The organism is Gracilimonas sp. B-17 (genome assembly GCF_056857935.1).
This window is the reverse complement of sequence record NZ_JBSXOA010000011.1, coordinates 246,416-262,678: the sequence shown is the minus strand read 5'-3', so window position 1 is coordinate 262,678 and position 16,263 is coordinate 246,416. Positions and strand designations below refer to the sequence as shown.

At 41.8% G+C, this 16,263-nt stretch carries 14 protein-coding genes; 7 read left to right on the top strand and 7 right to left on the bottom strand.

The window, feature by feature from the left end:
* Window positions 1-26: 26 nt before the first annotated feature.
* Together ettA and AC13FX_RS05985 are read left to right on the top strand one after the other, a co-directional pair.
* A complete protein-coding gene (gene ettA / locus AC13FX_RS05990) occupies window positions 27-1,697 on the top strand; it encodes an energy-dependent translational throttle protein EttA (protein WP_482879608.1) in 1,671 nt (556 codons plus the stop codon).
* A 118-nt stretch (window positions 1,698-1,815) separates the two neighbouring features.
* Window positions 1,816-3,579, top strand: a complete 1,764-nt coding sequence (locus tag AC13FX_RS05985; protein WP_482879607.1) for a PAS domain-containing sensor histidine kinase — start codon at window positions 1,816-1,818, stop codon at window positions 3,577-3,579.
* 12 nt (window positions 3,580-3,591) lie between these two features.
* Here the strand turns inward: AC13FX_RS05985 and AC13FX_RS05980 are convergent, their stop codons facing one another.
* The 4 genes from AC13FX_RS05980 to AC13FX_RS05965 all read right to left on the bottom strand — a co-directional run bounded on the left by AC13FX_RS05980 (window position 3,592) and on the right by AC13FX_RS05965 (window position 7,304).
* Window positions 3,592-5,073, bottom strand: a complete 1,482-nt coding sequence (locus tag AC13FX_RS05980) for a PH domain-containing protein (RefSeq protein WP_482879606.1) — start codon at window positions 5,071-5,073, stop codon at window positions 3,592-3,594.
* Window positions 5,066-5,575 carry a PH domain-containing protein gene (locus tag AC13FX_RS05975; RefSeq protein ID WP_482879605.1) on the bottom strand — a complete coding sequence of 170 codons (510 nt, stop codon included), beginning with the start codon at window positions 5,573-5,575 and terminating at the stop codon, window positions 5,066-5,068. Before AC13FX_RS05975 ends, AC13FX_RS05980 begins: the two co-directional genes overlap by 8 nt.
* Window positions 5,576-5,691: 116 nt before the next feature.
* Window positions 5,692-5,868, bottom strand: coding sequence for a histone H1 (locus tag AC13FX_RS05970; RefSeq protein ID WP_103664624.1), 177 nt, complete (start codon window positions 5,866-5,868; stop codon window positions 5,692-5,694).
* Between the two features lie 143 nt (window positions 5,869-6,011).
* Entirely contained in the window at window positions 6,012-7,304 is a 1,293-nt protein-coding gene (locus AC13FX_RS05965) for an MFS transporter (RefSeq protein ID WP_482879604.1), read from the bottom strand.
* 133 nt (window positions 7,305-7,437) lie between these two features.
* Here AC13FX_RS05965 and AC13FX_RS05960 point away from each other — a divergent pair, with 133 nt between their 5' ends.
* Window positions 7,438-8,373 (top strand): hypothetical protein, encoded by a 936-nt coding sequence (locus AC13FX_RS05960; RefSeq protein WP_482879603.1) that lies wholly within the window; start codon window positions 7,438-7,440, stop codon window positions 8,371-8,373.
* Here AC13FX_RS05960 and hemG read toward each other — a convergent pair.
* The gene (hemG, locus tag AC13FX_RS05955; RefSeq protein WP_482879602.1) at window positions 8,368-9,720 is read right to left on the bottom strand and encodes a protoporphyrinogen oxidase; all 1,353 of its coding nucleotides are present in this window, start codon (window positions 9,718-9,720) and stop codon (window positions 8,368-8,370) included. The genes AC13FX_RS05960 and hemG overlap by 6 nt on opposite strands.
* Window positions 9,721-9,784: 64 nt before the next feature.
* Complete coding sequence (gene hemH / locus AC13FX_RS05950; RefSeq protein ID WP_482879601.1) at window positions 9,785-10,846, bottom strand: ferrochelatase; 1,062 nt, start codon at window positions 10,844-10,846, stop codon at window positions 9,785-9,787.
* Window positions 10,847-10,909: 63 nt separating this feature from the next.
* On the opposite strand from hemH, the gene AC13FX_RS05945 reads away from it, so the two are divergent.
* Window positions 10,910-11,719, top strand: a complete 810-nt coding sequence (locus AC13FX_RS05945) for a Rossmann-fold NAD(P)-binding domain-containing protein (RefSeq protein WP_482879599.1) — start codon at window positions 10,910-10,912, stop codon at window positions 11,717-11,719.
* On the opposite strand, the gene AC13FX_RS05940 is transcribed toward AC13FX_RS05945, so the two are convergent.
* Entirely contained in the window at window positions 11,716-12,084 is a 369-nt protein-coding gene (locus tag AC13FX_RS05940) for a carboxymuconolactone decarboxylase family protein (protein WP_482879598.1), read from the bottom strand. The two genes, AC13FX_RS05945 and AC13FX_RS05940, sit on opposite strands and share 4 nt — an antisense overlap.
* A gap of 140 nt (window positions 12,085-12,224) precedes the next feature.
* Here AC13FX_RS05940 and AC13FX_RS05935 point away from each other — a divergent pair, with 140 nt between their 5' ends.
* From AC13FX_RS05935 to AC13FX_RS05925, 3 genes are all read left to right on the top strand, one after another.
* Window positions 12,225-13,727 (top strand): hypothetical protein, encoded by a 1,503-nt coding sequence (locus tag AC13FX_RS05935; RefSeq protein WP_482879597.1) that lies wholly within the window; start codon window positions 12,225-12,227, stop codon window positions 13,725-13,727.
* Between the two features lie 146 nt (window positions 13,728-13,873).
* Window positions 13,874-15,082 (top strand): DUF4856 domain-containing protein, encoded by a 1,209-nt coding sequence (locus AC13FX_RS05930; RefSeq protein WP_482879596.1) that lies wholly within the window; start codon window positions 13,874-13,876, stop codon window positions 15,080-15,082.
* Between the two features lie 68 nt (window positions 15,083-15,150).
* Window positions 15,151-16,260, top strand: a complete 1,110-nt coding sequence (locus AC13FX_RS05925) for an imelysin family protein (protein ID WP_482879595.1) — start codon at window positions 15,151-15,153, stop codon at window positions 16,258-16,260.
* Window positions 16,261-16,263 lie beyond the last annotated feature (3 nt).

The following is a 16,263-nucleotide window of genomic DNA, read 5'->3' as shown; positions in this document are numbered from 1 at the left end:
CATATTCACAATAAAAGCATACTCCATTGAGCGATAATAAGATCATATTTTCTATGGTTGGGGTCTCAAAGACCTACAAACCCAATAAAACGGTTTTAAAAGATATATACCTCTCATTTTTCTATGGTGCCAAGATCGGTGTACTTGGTCTTAACGGTGCCGGTAAATCCACTTTGCTGCGAATTATTGCCGGTGAAGACCAGAACTATCAGGGTGATATCAGTTTTCAGAAAGGGATCACTTTTGGGTATTTGTCACAGGAGCCCAAGCTGGATCCCTCAAAAACAGTGAAAGAGATCGTCGAAGAAGGCGTGCAGGATACGATAGATCTGCTTAATGAATATGAATCTATAAATGCCCAATTCAGTGACCCGGATGCTGACTTTGAAAAACTAATAGAAAAACAGGCAAAACTTCAGGAAAAGATCGATCAGATCGATGCCTGGGATATTGACAGTAAGCTAGAACAGGCTATGGATGCGCTCAGATGTCCTCCGGGTGATACATCGGTTGAAGTTCTCTCTGGTGGTGAGGCCAGGCGTGTTGCCTTATGTCGGCTTCTGTTGAAGAAACCCGATGTTCTGCTATTGGATGAGCCTACTAACCATCTTGATGCTGAATCCGTCCTGTGGTTGGAACAACACCTTGCCAGGTATGAAGGAACCGTCATCGCTGTGACTCACGACCGTTACTTTCTTGACAATGTAGCAGGCTGGATCCTGGAACTTGACCGTGGGGAAGGCATTCCATTCGAAGGAAATTACAGCTCATGGCTGGAACAGAAATCAAAGCGTCTTGCTCAGGAAGAGAAAGAAGAATCCAAGCGGCAAAAAACTCTGAAACAAGAACTTGAATGGATACAGCAAAACCCCAAAGGTCGCCGTGCAAAAAGTAAGGCCCGCATCAATAAGTATGAAGAGATGCTTTCAGAAGAACATGACAAACGGCGCGATGATATGGAGATCTTTATTCCTGCAGGGCCACGACTTGGTGACAAGGTCATAGTTGCTGATCATGTCCACAAAGGATTTGAAGACCGGCTGCTTATTGAGGATATGAATTTTCGGCTTCCTCCGGGGGGTATTGTGGGGGTTATCGGGCCAAACGGCGCGGGTAAGACCACTTTATTCAAAATGATCACGGGAGAAGAAGATCCTGACAAAGGAACCTTGGTTACCGGGGAAACTGTAAAACTGGGTTACATTGATCAAAAACGACCACTTGATCCAACTAAAACGATCTGGGAAGAGATATCCGGAGGGCATGATACCATCAAGCTTGGCAACAGAGAAGTAAACTCCAGGGCCTATGTTGCCAGATTTAACTTCAGTGGCAGTGATCAGCAGAAAAAGGTAACAGAACTATCAGGTGGTGAAAGAAACCGTGTTCACCTGGCTAAAATGCTTAAAGAAGGCGCCAACGTACTTTTACTGGATGAGCCAACTAATGACCTTGATGTGAACACGCTGCGTGCCCTCGAGGAAGCTCTTCTTGAATTTGCCGGCTGTGCCGTAGTGATCTCGCACGACAGATGGTTCCTGGACCGCATTGCCACACACATTTTGGCTTTTGAGGGGAATTCTCAGGTCTATTGGTTCGAGGGTAACTTTCAGGAATATGAGGAGAACAAAAAACAACGACTTGGTATTGCAGATGATCAGCCGCACCGTATCAAATACAAAAAACTCATGCGTTGATCCATTTGTTATCAAGTGATCATTTCTTTTTTATAAATTCCTATTATTTTAATATTTATAAGCATTAAATAATAGTTTTCATCTTTGATCATATTATTTAGTTCATAAATATATAAATATGGATATAGGAGCAGAAAAAGTACGATTTAATGGTGATGGTAAAATTCTTGGCGTCATCTCCTTTGGGCTATTTTGTGCGCTCTTGCTTATCATCGTTGTAAATGTTTCCATCAATACCTCTTCAGGAATTCGAGCTTATGTTGCAGGAGAAGGCTATTGGGCTAAAGCTCAAAAAGAAGCCGCTTTACATCTTAGCAATTATATCATTACCGAAGATCCCGAAAAATACGATCACTTTGAAAGCGTACTTCGTGTAATTGAAGGAGACAAAATTAGTCGTATTGAGCTTCATAAAGAAGATTTCGACTATGAAACAGCATACGAAGGATTTGTTACGGGTAAGAATCATCCCGATGATATTAATGACATGATCAATCTTCTCAGAAGGTTTCAGGACGTTTCATATGTAAAAAAAGCGATCGATACCTGGAAAGCCGGAGATAAAAAAGTTGATGAATTCAGAGCTTTTGCTGCAAACATCCACTCCGTGATCCAAAACAGTGATTCAATTTCACTTGCTCAAAAAACCGATTGGATGCAAAAGCTGGAATCCTTAGATCATGAGTTGACCGATCTTGAATACAATTTTTCCCAAGCCATGGGCAATATGGCTCGATTGATCAATGAGATCTTCAGATGGACCACCATTACATTAGGATTGATCATAATCTTTATCGGAGTCTGGATCACTTCACGCTTCTACCGTTCTACTCAAAATTGGGCTCGTGTCCTTAAAGAAAGTCAGGAACAGCTCAAGAATATTCTTGATAACTCTAAAGACTTCCTCTACAAATTAAACCTGAAGACCCGTACCTATGAATTCGTTAGTCCGGGTGTTTACGATATGCTTGGGTATGAAAAACAGCAATATATTGATGGAGGCATACCATTTGTGTTATCGATCACTCACCCTGACGATCTGCAACGGATGAATAAAGAAATAAAAAACTATGATGAACTAAGTTCCAGTGACTTTTTATCTGAAACCCAGTTCAGACTCAAAACCAAGAGCGGTGAATACAAATGGGTAAGTAATGTACGATCATTAATTCACGATGAGCAGGGTAATGCCACTGCAATTGTTGGAGCCGTAAGGGATATTTCTACTCAAAAAGAACAGGAACGGACTATAAAAGAATCTTTAAAGGAAAAAGAATTCTTACTGAAGGAGATCCATCATAGGGTTAAGAACAACCTCGCGATCATTTCCAGCCTTCTTGAGCTGCAAAAAGACGGGGTAAGCGAAGAAGTACAAAGTATGCTCACTTCCAGTCAGGCACGTATCAAATCGATCGCAAAAGTTCATGAAAAACTTTACGAATCTACAACCCTTTCAGATATCAACCTGAAAACATATATCGCTGAAATTACTGAAGAAATTAAACGAGCATATCTCTCTGATAACAGAAACATTGATATACAAATGGATCTTGCTCCCCTGACCGTAGATATCAACAATGCCATTCCTATAGGATTGATATTGAATGAACTTATCAATAATGCCTATAAACATGCCTTCAAAGGTCTTAAAACAGGGATTTTAAGGATCAAATTAAATGTAAATGACGGGCAGGTGGAACTTTCTGTTGAAAGCGATGGAAACAAAATGAAAAAAGATTTCAATATAAACGAAAGTGACTCATTGGGTATGACACTCATTGAAGTGCTCGTCCAACGAATTGATGGACAACTGAATGTTGAGCAAGATGATTGGACCAGATTTATAATCTCCTTCGACTTAAAGGATAACATTCAATCTTAGGCTATCCAGCTTTTAGGGGTTGTTATCACTTTTTTCGATATTTCCTTTTGAGGGAATCATTACATTTTTTCCGTTTATCCAATCGAATACCCTTTGGCAATCGTCACCATTCAGGTCGTCGACTTCAAAACTCATACCTCCAGCCCCTGAAGCTACCGTAGTACTGAGACTATATACGTCTTTCCTTTTTTGAAACGGATTCTGGGACAGCTCCACATTTTGAACCCGAATACGCTTGGCTATGGCGGTGGTTCTGGAGATCATTCTAAATCGGGAGCGGATAAAATCTTTGTCGAACCCTATTGCTGCATCCTTATACCGCAACCAACCCAATAAGCCCATAAGTGGTAACAGGAAGACCAGCAGCCAGCCATAATCCAGTAAAAGCCATACAATCGGTAATGCCAATAAGATCAGGTAAGCCGGCCTTCTGATGTAACGGAATTTTACCTTAGGCTTTGGAGTGATGTCGTATTCCGGTTCCTGATACTCCGGCAGAAAATCACTCAGAAATTTACTGAATCTATCGGCCGCCAGGTAAGGAGCGATCACGATCGATCTGCCTTTTTGAGCTTGATTGAATCCTGCACTCTCAACATAAACCATACCGTATCCAAAAGGTTGACGTATCACACCCTCCACAAACCTAACAGCCTGAATGCGATCAAATGGAATGGTAACGTGTTTTCGCTCTATAAGTCCACTCGTGATGATCAATTCCTTTGAAGTCTTTTGAAGCTGAAAGTCTGAATAGTTAAAGATCACACCCAGAAATGAAAGTGTCCAGGAAACAACTATAATAGCAACAACTATTGTAATGATCATTGTCACATTATTGAATCCCGGTAATATTTCATACAAATATTCTATCGTCTCCTCATTGATCACTTCATTTAACTGACCGGAAACTGCACCAAGAATGGAGGCGATCAACCCAAAGTTACCCGAAGTAAATGCGGCATAGACCAGATCCTTATTCGATAGTTTCCAACTATCAAGTATGTCATCCTCTTGATCCTGAGGCTGATCATAACCATCCTCAAAATCAGGCCCCGTCTGTTCTTTCTTTTTGCGTAACTCGGTACGGAGTGCCTCGGCCTCCTCGCGTGAAATTGCACTGATCGTTGCTGATTCTGTTCCCCCTCCTGCCGTTTTTATCTCGACCTTCACTAAGCCAAAGATACGCTGGACCAGCCCCTCAGTGATATCGATCACCTGAATGCGATCCTTTGACATATAGATATTGTTCTTAACAAATACCCCCTTCCTGATCTGAAGTTCATCATCCTTTATGCGGTACCTGAAGACCCACCAACCAAATACTCCGGCTACGAGTGAGAGTACAAGACCGGCTAACAAAAAATAGAGAAAGTAGCCTTCTGTATTCGAGGTTCCAATAAATAACAGAATGATAAGCGTGATGAAATTCTGTTTTATGGTCTCAAAAACCTGAGATACAGCGGCAACAGGATGTTGTTTTTTGAAATCAGACATCACCCTTAACTTTTCTCACCAGTTCTGAGATCGTGTTTCGCAGTGCGTTGGCAGTCTCATCATCCAAAGCCGGGATCTCATGGGTTGTGGCTGCAGTAGAGATTGTCACGGATGATAATCCAAACTTCCTGTAAACCGGCCCCTGCCGTGTGTCTACGTGTTGTACGCGATTGATCGGTACCAAAGTGCGCTTTTTGATAATGATGCCTCTAAGCAGGTCGATCTCTTTCTCGGAAACGTCATATTTCCATCTCTGCCAACGTAATTTGGGATACAACAACCCAATAAGCAAATACAAAAAAAGAGCTACGACCAATAACACTGAAAATAAAAACCAGTCTATGCCTTCATACCAAGCCAGGTCGGTCCCAAAGGTATCTCCAACAGATATCATGACATAAAATCCTATCGGGATAAACCATATCAATCCCACAATCAATGCGTTGACAGTCCATGCCTTGATAGCATTTCTATGAATTCTTTTCTCGGGTTCTTTGTGCATTTTTTACATTATTAGGTTGGCTTTGAAGTTAGGCACAACTAGTTACTTAAAAAATCATTTACATAAAAAAAGCCACACAATGGTGGCTTTTTTATTAACTACGTTATTGTAGAAAATTACATTTCGTTTTTCTTAGCCTGAATTTCCTGACGAATTTCGTGGGCCATGTTTTTAAGAGTCATCAGATGCTTACGAGCCCGTGTTCCGGCTGCTTTGTTTCCTTTCTCATAAAACTTCTGCATGTCAACTTGTAATTCTTCTACTACGTTGTTGATATCGTCCATTCTACTCATATGTTGTACTCCTTTAAATTATATTTCGGTTAAGAGCATTTATCTCAATGAAAAACACCCGCTACTAAAATGCACTGTACTTAAACAGCATTAAATTCTGCGTTAATTTAATAAATAAGTAGATAAATACATTTTTTTCTTTGTTATAATCTTTGAGGGATTTTCTCATGTTTTGTTCCCTGAATTTCTTCAACGCTGAACATCAGGATCAGGCCTATGATCAATAACAGTAAAATTGCACTCATCCCCCACCTTTGACTATTCATCAATAAGGTGATCCAACCAACCATAATGGGACCGGCAAAGGTGGTCACTTTACCGGACAATGCAAACAGGCCATACATTTGATTTCGTTTATCTTGGGGCGCCAATCTTCCCATAAAGGTCCGGCTGGAAGCCTGCACCGGTCCAACAAATATTCCAAGCAGTAAACCCCAGATCCAGAACCAGGTTTCAGACTCAACGAAAAGTACGGCTACAACAGGGATTATCAGTCCAACCAAAGCCCCCACTATAGTCTTCTTACTTCCACTTATATCATCCAACCATGCAAAACCAAATGCACCCATGCCTGCCGTCACATTGAGCGCGATTCCGAACATAAAGATCTGTCCTGTATCAAAATTGAAGGTACCTGCAGCATATACACCCCCCATAGCAAAGATAGTAGCAAGACCATCGTTATAGAAAATACGGGCCAACAGGAACTTCCAGATATTAGGTTCATCCTTTAGCATGACCAAGCCCTTCTTCAATTCCCTTCTTCCATCACTCAATGCCTGTCTGATTGATTTCTTCTTAGAAGGGGTATCCGGGGTCTTTATGAACATAGGAAGACTGAACAAAGCATACCAAATACCGGTAAATAGGAAAGTTACCCTGACATTTTGCAGTGAGTCTTCATTCAACCCAAATAGTGTTGCACCATGTTCAACAAATCCAAAATAACCTATGATGAGGCAAAATAAACCTCCTGCGTAACCCATGGCCCATCCCCAACCAGACCATTTTCCGATATTCAGACTGGTGGTAAGATCCGGTAACATCGCATTATAAAAAATAAAAGACAGTTCAGCACCAAGGGTGGCTATGAATGCCATGATCAATGCAAACCAGATATAATCAGCACCGGGTTCTGCGAACCAAAGCATACTACATCCAAAAACACACATTACCGTAAAAAAACCTATCCAGGGCTTACGGCGACCACCTTCATCCGCTATAGAACCGAGAAGAGGGGCAGACAAAGCGATCACTAAACCTGCAATACCGATCATATTCCCCCATAACGCAGTTCCTGAAGTTTCATTTTCAGCAATGGACTGTGCAAAATAGGCTGCAAATACAAAGGTTTGGATCATTACAAAATAGGCCGAATTGGCCCAGTCGTACATGGCCCATGCAAAGAGGCCTTTCGTTGAATCAGGTTTCGTCATGGTATCAGTTAATGGAAGATGTGCCCGAATATCGCCTCTGAGAAGGGAAAAGCAAAATTCAAAATACCGGTTTTATATTTGTCCGGTTTGCTTAAATTCATTTTTTCAATTCGATGGACCTAAATAAGCATAAATGAAATCAAACTACCTAAAGGCAATAATTTTTGTTGCATCAACAAACTTGTTCTTTCTTTTAAACTCCGGGGCATTTGCACAAACCCTGCCGAACGTTTTAGGGGATCCGCATTATGGTTCCATTGAATTTGGAAACACGTCATCTAACAGTATTTCTCAGGAGATTTCAGCTGGTGGTTCTTTTGATCTGGCTGAAATGAATACTGATTACAGTGGGTATATTAGTTCCATACCCGACATTCAACTAACGTATAGTGCCGGCAATAGTGAATTAACATTTATGGCGGAAAGTAATAATACAGGAGATGACCCCATTTTGCTGATATTTTCACCCTCCGGTGAGTTTTTATTTAACGATGATATTGAGCAAGGCGGTTATGATGCAGAAATAACCATTAAAAACCCCGAATCCGGGAACTACGCCATTTGGGTCGGTAACTATGATGCTGAAGAGCTCATCTCTACACTTTTGACCATTTCAGAGAACAGCGGCTCTGGTTCCAACGAAAATTCCTTTGTTATCAGTTCAGCTTCATTTGACCAACTTGATGTATTTGAAGATCCATATTACGGGGATGTGCATTTAGAGAGTGGTTTTATGCCCGACCCTTATATAAAAACAATTACTGCAGGGGGGTCTGTTGATCTATCGCAATATGGCCATACAGGCTATTCAGGCAGCAAACCCGATATAGACTTTTATTTCACTCCATCGGGAAATACCGGTGAAAAGCTGACCATTTCCGTTCGAAGTGAGACCGATACCATCTTGCTTATTAATGGACCTGAAGAGACATGGTATTTTAGTGACGATGCTGACGGAACAAACCCAGCCATCATCTTTAGCAACCCAAATGGTGGCCTATACAGTATTTTTGTTGGCACATTCGACTCAGGGACTGCTGAAGCAGAGCTTATGATCTCAGAGCTATAATGTGAACTTTCTTTGAACCAACGTTTTAGCAGCCTTTATACAATCAGGCACCGAAACTCCCCATCGATAATTGCCGCCAAAATACAACCCGGGATAGTTCTCTTCTGCATGTTTCAGAACTTCGCGAATGTTTTCATAGCCCACATGAAACTGGGGGATCGCCTTTTTCCACAAAACTGACCTCAAATACATCGGATCAGCCTTAGCCTTAATTCCCGTGAGCCTTGCAAACTCCTGAAGGATCTCTTGTTCGATCTGGTCCATGGAGTCACTCAACAAGGTCTTATCATGAGCCCCTCCTGTCATAAGTGTGAAATGAAAATGATCATCATTGCTCAACTCCGGGAAGATGCTGGTCTTCCAGATCGCGCCCAGCAATCGTATATTTTCTTTTCTGGGTATCAGGAAGCCAAAACCCTGTTTATCAAATTCGATATCCTTTTTCCTGAAGATAATTTGAGTGGATAACATAGGAGAGTATTTGATCTGTCTAAGGGTATCACATAGATCTACCTCAAAATTATCTAACATATTAACCAATACATGCGCCGGCAAGCATGATATGACCTGACCCGATCTATAGGTTGACTCTTCTGTTTCAACCAGATATCCTGTCTTTTCTGCGGTGATCTTAAGGATCTTCTCGTGATATATATGGTCTGAAAGCTTTGTTTCAATTGCTTCGGCCAACTGTTGAATTCCTTTTTGAAATGTTAAAACAGCGGGTTTAACATCAGATCTTTCTTTTTTGGAACGGAGGGCCCCCATTACCAATGATCCGAATTTTTGTTCATTTTCCTGAAGTTTTGGAAGGATCTCTTTTTTACTGATGCTGTAAATATCTCCCGCATAAATGCCCGAAAAAACAGGGTCCACCAGATACTCGACAGCCTCTTTACCGATCCTGCGTTCCAAAAAAGAACCGACACTTTCATCTTCCGCAGTTCCCTTCGATATAAAAGGCTCCGCCAGAACGCGCCATTTTCCTTTGGCTGACAGAACATTCGTAGTAAAAAGTGTCTTTGGAGAAGGAGCCAGTTCCTGAAGATCTCCATCTCTGACCAAGTACCGTGTTTTAAAGGCTTCAGATATCTCAATGATATCATCTTTCAGGCCAACCTCCGAAGCAAGAGCTCGAAGTTCTCCATCCCTGTCACGAAGAGAATTTGGGCCATAATCTACAACAGTTCCCTCAATTTCAGATGATGAGATCACTCCCCCTGACCTCCTCTCTTTTTCAATGAGTGTGAAGGGTACACCAGCTTTATGAAGAAACCATGCCGTAGCCAGACCCGAGATCCCTCCGCCTAAAACAATGACTCCATTTCTATCACCGGCTTCTTCCATCTATTATTTGGCTAAAATTGGCCGGATTTATGGGTATGACCCAATAAAATCCGGCATCATAAATTTATGCGACTTTCTCGGCTGGTTTAAGCATTTGTGTACACCAGGTTTCAAGGGCATCGATCCATAGATCGCTGTCATTGACACAAGGGATAAGTATCAGGTCATCCCCTCCGGCTTCCACAAAGTCTTCTTTACCACGAATCCCGATCTCTTCAAGTGTTTCAATACAGTCTGAGATAAAGGCCGGACAGGCGACTGCTACTTTTTTCACTCCTTCTTCCGCCAACCGAACTAGCTCATCATCTGTTGCAGGTGTCAACCAGGGATCGATCCCAAGTTTGGATTGAAAAGCCACACTGTAATTAAAATCTTTGCTGTCCAGATCCAGGTACTTTGCCACATTTTGAGTGGTCTTGATATCCTGGTGGCGATAGCAGAAGGTATGAGCAGGTGAATTCACATTACAGCAATCATCACACTTAAGGCAGTGATCACCGGTTATATCCCGCTTCTTGATATGCCGCTCCGGTACCCCATGATATGAGAACAAAAGGTGTTCAATATCATGTTCCTCAATATGCGGCCGAATACTTTCACCTAAAGCTTTTACATACTGGGGGTCATCATAAAATGCTTCCTTGAACTTGACTTCAAGGTGTGGATATTTACCCTGCCATACTTCTTTTGCCTTTTCAATCACAGTTTCAGTAGTTGACATGGCATATTGTGGATAAAGTGGGATCAAAAATACTTCCTCAAGATCCGGATTCTTTTCTATCAACTCATCAAAACCTGCTTCTATGGATGGATTACCGTATCGCATTCCCATCGAGATCGGCACATTCTCACCCAACCGTTTCTGCAGTTTGTCGATCACTTGTTGCGTGATAACGATCAAAGGTGATCCTTCATCCCACCAGATCAATTCGTAGGCTTCCGCTGATTCCTTAGGGCGAATCGGTAAAATAATTCCTTCCACCAATGCCTTTCGTAATGGTGTTGGAAAATCAATGACTCTCTTGTCAGTTAAAAATTCTCTGAGGTATACTTTAAGGTCTGCCGGTTCATAACTATCCGGAGATCCGAGATTCACTAATAATATGCCTGTTTTAGATTGTTCCATGCCAGATTTTAGTATAAGTTTAGTCTGCAGTTACGCAATAACTTTGTTTAATTTAAAGATTATATGAAATCAGATGATGTAAGATCCGTGCTAATTATTGGTTGCGGATGGGTCGGTAAAAAACTTGGACAGTATCTTGGCAGTAAGGGTTTTAAGGTGTATGGAACTACCAGGTCTGAAAAGAATTTTTCCGATATCAAAGGTTATAACATCACTCCGATCAAGCTACAACTTCCGTTTGATAAGATACAAAATATTGAACTTCCTAAAGTAGGCTCAGTAGTTATATCAATATCACCCGGCCGCGGAGAAAACAGGGATGAATACCCTGCAAACATCCGACAGCTTGCCAAGCTTTGGGAGGACTCAAACACTCAGGTAATCATGTATAGTTCCACAGGTGTTTATGGAAATGCAACCGGACTGATAACTGAAGACCATACAATACCTGAAGTAAGTAACAGCAATAGTATATGTGCGGCTGAAGGTGAGCTTAAACAAACTCTTAATGACTCCGTTATTCTTCGGCTTGCCGGCCTCTACGGAGAGGACCGCCACCCTGTCAAATACCTCGCAGGTCGCAAGAACATCAAACAGGGAGATGCTCCTGTTAATCTGGTTCATCGTAAAGATGTAATTCAGGTTACAGATCTTATGATCAATGAGAATATTCGATCTGAGATCTATAATGTTTGCAGTCCGGGTCACCCCAAAAAAAGGGACATTTATACCGCTATTGCAAACAGGTTAGGCTTGGATAAACCTGAGTTTTTATCTGGAGGGAAAGATGGCAAACAAATATCCTCTGAGAAACTTATCAAAGATCTTGATTATGAATTTATCCACCCGGATCCAATGGAATACCGTAATTAATCCGTCTTTAAAGTCCCCTCTTCTTCCAATAACTCCAGTGTTATTGTGGCATGACGTAAATGAGGTATGACAATGCTGCCACCCACTATTAATGCAACATTCAGGGCATCTGTGATCTCTGCTTTGGTCGATCCTGTTTTGGCACATTGTTCGAGGTGATAATCAATGCAGTCGTTACAGCGAAGTACAGCAGAAGCAACCAATCCCAGCAATTCTTTGGTTTGTTTTGGTAAAGCCCCCTCACGATAGGTATTGGTATCCATATTGAAAAAACGCTTGATCCCCAGGTGATCGAGATCCATAACTTTTTCGTTCATGATCTCACGTTCTTCTCTGAATTGCTCTAATCGGTTTTTTTCCGCCATGTTCTGTGTTTCTGCATTAAGATTCTGTCTTAAAAATAGGCAGTATTCTGTATTAAAACCTAACTGTTCATTAATTGTATTTTGAATGGTCTTGCTCTTAAGTATCTTCTTGTGCTTGCAAGATCAAGTAATACGAAGTAATGTTCTGGAAAAAGAAAGAAGCAAAACATAAACTGGTAGTTATCGGCGACAGCCTTACTCAGGGCTTTAACAATGGGGGTATCTACAGAACCGATATCAACTTCCCTTCTTTTATTCACAGGTGTTTTGAGCCGAAGCCCGATTTTGATCAGCCCAGCTTTACAGCACAGGCCGGTATACCACTTAATATCGAGGTATTGGTGAGAGGCCTGTCCGAAAAATACGGAGATGAAATTGAACTTTCGGAATTTCTCTCTGCCTCCAAATATATGTTCACCACCTTTAAAAGGATCAAAAAATACTGGGAAGGTGGTATGAAAGATCTTTCCGTGGATCGTTCTATTCCATATCACAATCAGTCTGTTTGGGGATTCAATATCAGCGATTCATGGAAGGTAACTGAAAAGAACAGTCATGAATACATTCAAAACAACCCCGAATCTTTTACAGTATTCAACATGTTGCCGGAGCATGCAAAATTTACGACCGCAAGGTTAGTTTTGAATCCCTCCCTTAAACCAGAGTATGAGAGCCGATCCCAGATCGATAACGCCAAAATACTTGCTGAAGATGGTGGTATTGAAAACCTTATCGTTTGCCATGGTCATAATAATATACTTGCTGCAGTTACCGACCTTAAGGTAATTTGGACGGAAGAAAAGGATGACCTGGAAGCTTTTCCGGGGCACCGTAATTATACTATTTATCGCCCTGAACACTTTGAGCAACAGTACCGGAAACTAGCTGAAAAAATATCAACCCTTGAGGCCAATAGGGTTTTTGTCCCGACCATACCATACGTGACGATCCCCCCGGTCATGCGTGGTGTCAATTCGAACCTTTCAAGCAAGCGATTGGGCTATTTTGATTACTATACCCGGTTTTGGATCTGGGATGAGGATTTCCATCCCGACAAACATCCACATCTAACCAAAGATCAGGCCATTCAACTCGATTTCACTATTGATGCTTACAACGAGATCATCAAGAAGGTAGCCGAAGAATATGGGTGGACCGTGGTACCGATCGCCAAGAACGTGGCCGGACTTGCCAGACGCCGATTAGGAGGTGAACTCGTTCGTGACCTTCCGGCGGGACTTGGTGAAGCCCTTAAAAACAGAGATTCTACGAAACATCTGGTTGATGAAAACGGAGAAATAAACCTGTCTACGGATTTCATCAGACTAAATGATGAAGGCAAGATCTATAAAGGTGGGATATTCAGCCTCGATGGTTTACACCCAACCACTATCGGGTATGGCTTAATGGCTAACGTTTATATCAAAACCATGGCTCGCGCCGGCGTGAAGTTTGAACGGGGTATTGACTGGGATTTAGTTGTAGGCGAAGATACTCTTATCAATAACCCTCCGATACTGCTCGCAGAATTACGTATGGTGCTGCGAATGCTTGCCATGAATCATCAGGAACGGATCTTCAGTGTCAGTAAAAACATACTCAGTCAGGTTATGGAGATCGTCTCCCCCCGCCAACACGACTAAAAATACACCTCCCTTTATATTTCTATAGCTTTCTTATTTTAATTTAGATTTATTCTACATAAGCTTTGATTCCGTCTAAAAAGCTCCTTAACTTAGAATTGTTCTAAATAACAACTCTAACCATATCATATCAATTTTCTTCTCAGATGAAACTCTCTAATATATTATTACTTCCGATATTAGCTCTTTCTCTTTTTTCCTGCGATAATAATAACGAACCAAATATAGACGCTCCTGCCACTTATGAGTTTACCCGAAACGGTGAATCATCTGTGTCATTTACCGGTCAAACCACCCGGATACAAATGGCCGCAGAGTTGACTTCCGCCATGCTGGATTTTGACAATTCCACTGAAACGCTGCTCCTGGAAATGTATCGTAATGAAACTGCTAATGGTGGTGATGCCGATCCATTTCAGAATCCGGATCTGAATGAAGCCACCAAAAATATAAAAGGCAAAGTAGCTGCCTCCACTGATTATTTTGCTTCCAACACTCAGATGAGTGCCGATATCAAAAATGAATTTGAAAGCTGGATCAGCGCTCAGGTCAATGAAGTATTTCCTAATGAAAATACCCTGGCAGCCCCCGGTCAGCCCGGACAAATTGCTGATGGTTCATCTACACGGTATGTAAACGGAAAAGGTTTTGAATACAATCAACTGGTGGGAAAAAGCCTCATCGGTGCTTTGATGGCCGACCAAATGCTAAATAACTATTTAAGTACTTCAGTATTGGACGCCGGAACGAACCGCGAAGATAATAATGAGGGAACTCTCGCTGAAGGCTCCAATTATACCAACATGGAACATAAGTGGGATGAAGCCTACGGATACTTATTCGGAAATGCTGACAATCCTGCAAATCCTACCATCGGTGAGGGTAGTGGTTTTCTGAATACCTATCTTGGGCGGGTTGACGGAGACGATGATTTTGCCGGAATTGGACAGGAAACCTACGAAGCTTTTATTCTTGGACGAGCCGCCATTGAGGCCGGAGCTTATGATGTTCGTGATGAACAAGCACAGATCATCCGGGAAAATATCTCAACTGTGATCGCGGTAAGAGCTGTCTACTATCTGCAGTCCGGGAAAGCAGCCCTGGAGCAATCCAATCCTGATTTTGGAGCAGCTTTTCACGATCTTTCTGAAGCTTATGGGTTTATGTATAGCCTGAAATTCAGCCGTGTTCCCAATTCTGATAGCCCATACCTTTCTTCACAGGAAATTGATGCTATGTTAGCTCAGTTAGAGGATGGAGAAGGACTTTGGGATGTTGAAACCAGCACGTTGGATCAAATGTCTGAAACGATTGCGGCTCAATTTGATTTCACAGTAGCACAAGCCGCTAATTAAAACCATTTTTATAATTAAGCTGGCATTAAGAAAAATTGCCAGCTTTTTTGTTTTAAACCATTTTTGCCATGAAGAAATATGCCATTCTGTTATTAACTGTTTTCTTTATATGGAGCTGTACCGATAACGGCCCTTCAGGCCCCAACCCGGATGATTTTGATCGAGAAGCAATTTTAGTGAACTGGGCTGATAATATTATCATCCCTTCATTTACTGATCTATCAGAGGCGACCGACCAACTCCATACCTCGGCTGAAACTTTTACAGCCTCCCCTACCCAGCAAAATCTAAACACCCTTCGAAACTCCTGGGAAAATACTTATCTCGCATTTCAGCATGTTTCTATGTTTGAGATGGGAGAAGCCATGCAGCTTCGTTTTCGGGATAACCTGAATATATACCCAACCGACACAACTGAGATCAAACAGAATATCAGTGAAGGGGGATATGACCTAACACTTCCTTCTTTAAATGACAGTCAGGGTTTCCCGGCACTGGATTATCTGATCCATGGTCTCGGTGATAATGACATTGAAATACTATCATATTACACCACCAACAGTGATGCCCAAAACTATCGCACTTACCTGACAGACCTGACCCTGCGAATCGATACTCTAACTGATCAGGTCTTAAACAGCTGGACATCAGGATATCGGGATGAATTTGTAAGCAACTCCGGTAACGGAGCTAATTCTTCACTCGACATGATGGTAAATGATTATATCTACTATTACGAAAAACACTTGCGTGCGGGCAAGATCGGCATTCCGGCCGGTGTCTTTTCCGGTTCGCCATTAAGCAGTCATGTTGAGGCTTATTACAGTGAAGGCTTTTCTAAGGCTTTATTCAATGAAGCATTGTCAGCAAGTATCAATTTCTTTAATGGCACTCACTTTGAAGGAGAAGCTGATGGTCAAAGTCTGGATGATTACCTGGATTATCTCAATACCATGAAAGATGGTGCTGACCTCACATCCATCATAAATAGCCAGTTTCAGGATGCAAAAAATGAAGCTCAGGCTTTGAACGATAACTTCGCTGTTCAGGTAGAATCTGATAACAGCCTCATGCTTTCAACATACGATGAGCTTCAGCGGAATGTCGTCAACCTGAAAGTGGATATGCTTCAGGCATTGAATATCAATGTAGATTATGTGGATGCCGACGGTGACTAAGGC

Bases quoted from the DNA above. Each gene is read 5' to 3' on its own strand.
- AC13FX_RS05985 (WP_482879607.1), top strand. From the start codon at position 1,816: ATGGATATAGGAGCAGAAAAAGTACGATTTAATGGTGATGGTAAAATT.
- AC13FX_RS05980 (WP_482879606.1), bottom strand. From the start codon at position 5,073: ATGTCTGATTTCAAAAAACAACATCCTGTTGCCGCTGTATCTCAGGTT.
- AC13FX_RS05975 (WP_482879605.1), bottom strand. From the start codon at position 5,575: ATGCACAAAGAACCCGAGAAAAGAATTCATAGAAATGCTATCAAGGCA.
- AC13FX_RS05970 (WP_103664624.1), bottom strand. From the start codon at position 5,868: ATGAGTAGAATGGACGATATCAACAACGTAGTAGAAGAATTACAAGTT.
- AC13FX_RS05965 (WP_482879604.1), bottom strand. From the start codon at position 7,304: ATGACGAAACCTGATTCAACGAAAGGCCTCTTTGCATGGGCCATGTAC.
- AC13FX_RS05960 (WP_482879603.1), top strand. From the start codon at position 7,438: ATGAAATCAAACTACCTAAAGGCAATAATTTTTGTTGCATCAACAAAC.
- hemG (WP_482879602.1), bottom strand. From the start codon at position 9,720: ATGGAAGAAGCCGGTGATAGAAATGGAGTCATTGTTTTAGGCGGAGGG.
- hemH (WP_482879601.1), bottom strand. From the start codon at position 10,846: ATGGAACAATCTAAAACAGGCATATTATTAGTGAATCTCGGATCTCCG.
- AC13FX_RS05945 (WP_482879599.1), top strand. From the start codon at position 10,910: ATGAAATCAGATGATGTAAGATCCGTGCTAATTATTGGTTGCGGATGG.
- AC13FX_RS05940 (WP_482879598.1), bottom strand. From the start codon at position 12,084: ATGGCGGAAAAAAACCGATTAGAGCAATTCAGAGAAGAACGTGAGATC.
- AC13FX_RS05935 (WP_482879597.1), top strand. From the start codon at position 12,225: ATGTTCTGGAAAAAGAAAGAAGCAAAACATAAACTGGTAGTTATCGGC.
- AC13FX_RS05930 (WP_482879596.1), top strand. From the start codon at position 13,874: ATGAAACTCTCTAATATATTATTACTTCCGATATTAGCTCTTTCTCTT.
- AC13FX_RS05925 (WP_482879595.1), top strand. From the start codon at position 15,151: ATGAAGAAATATGCCATTCTGTTATTAACTGTTTTCTTTATATGGAGC.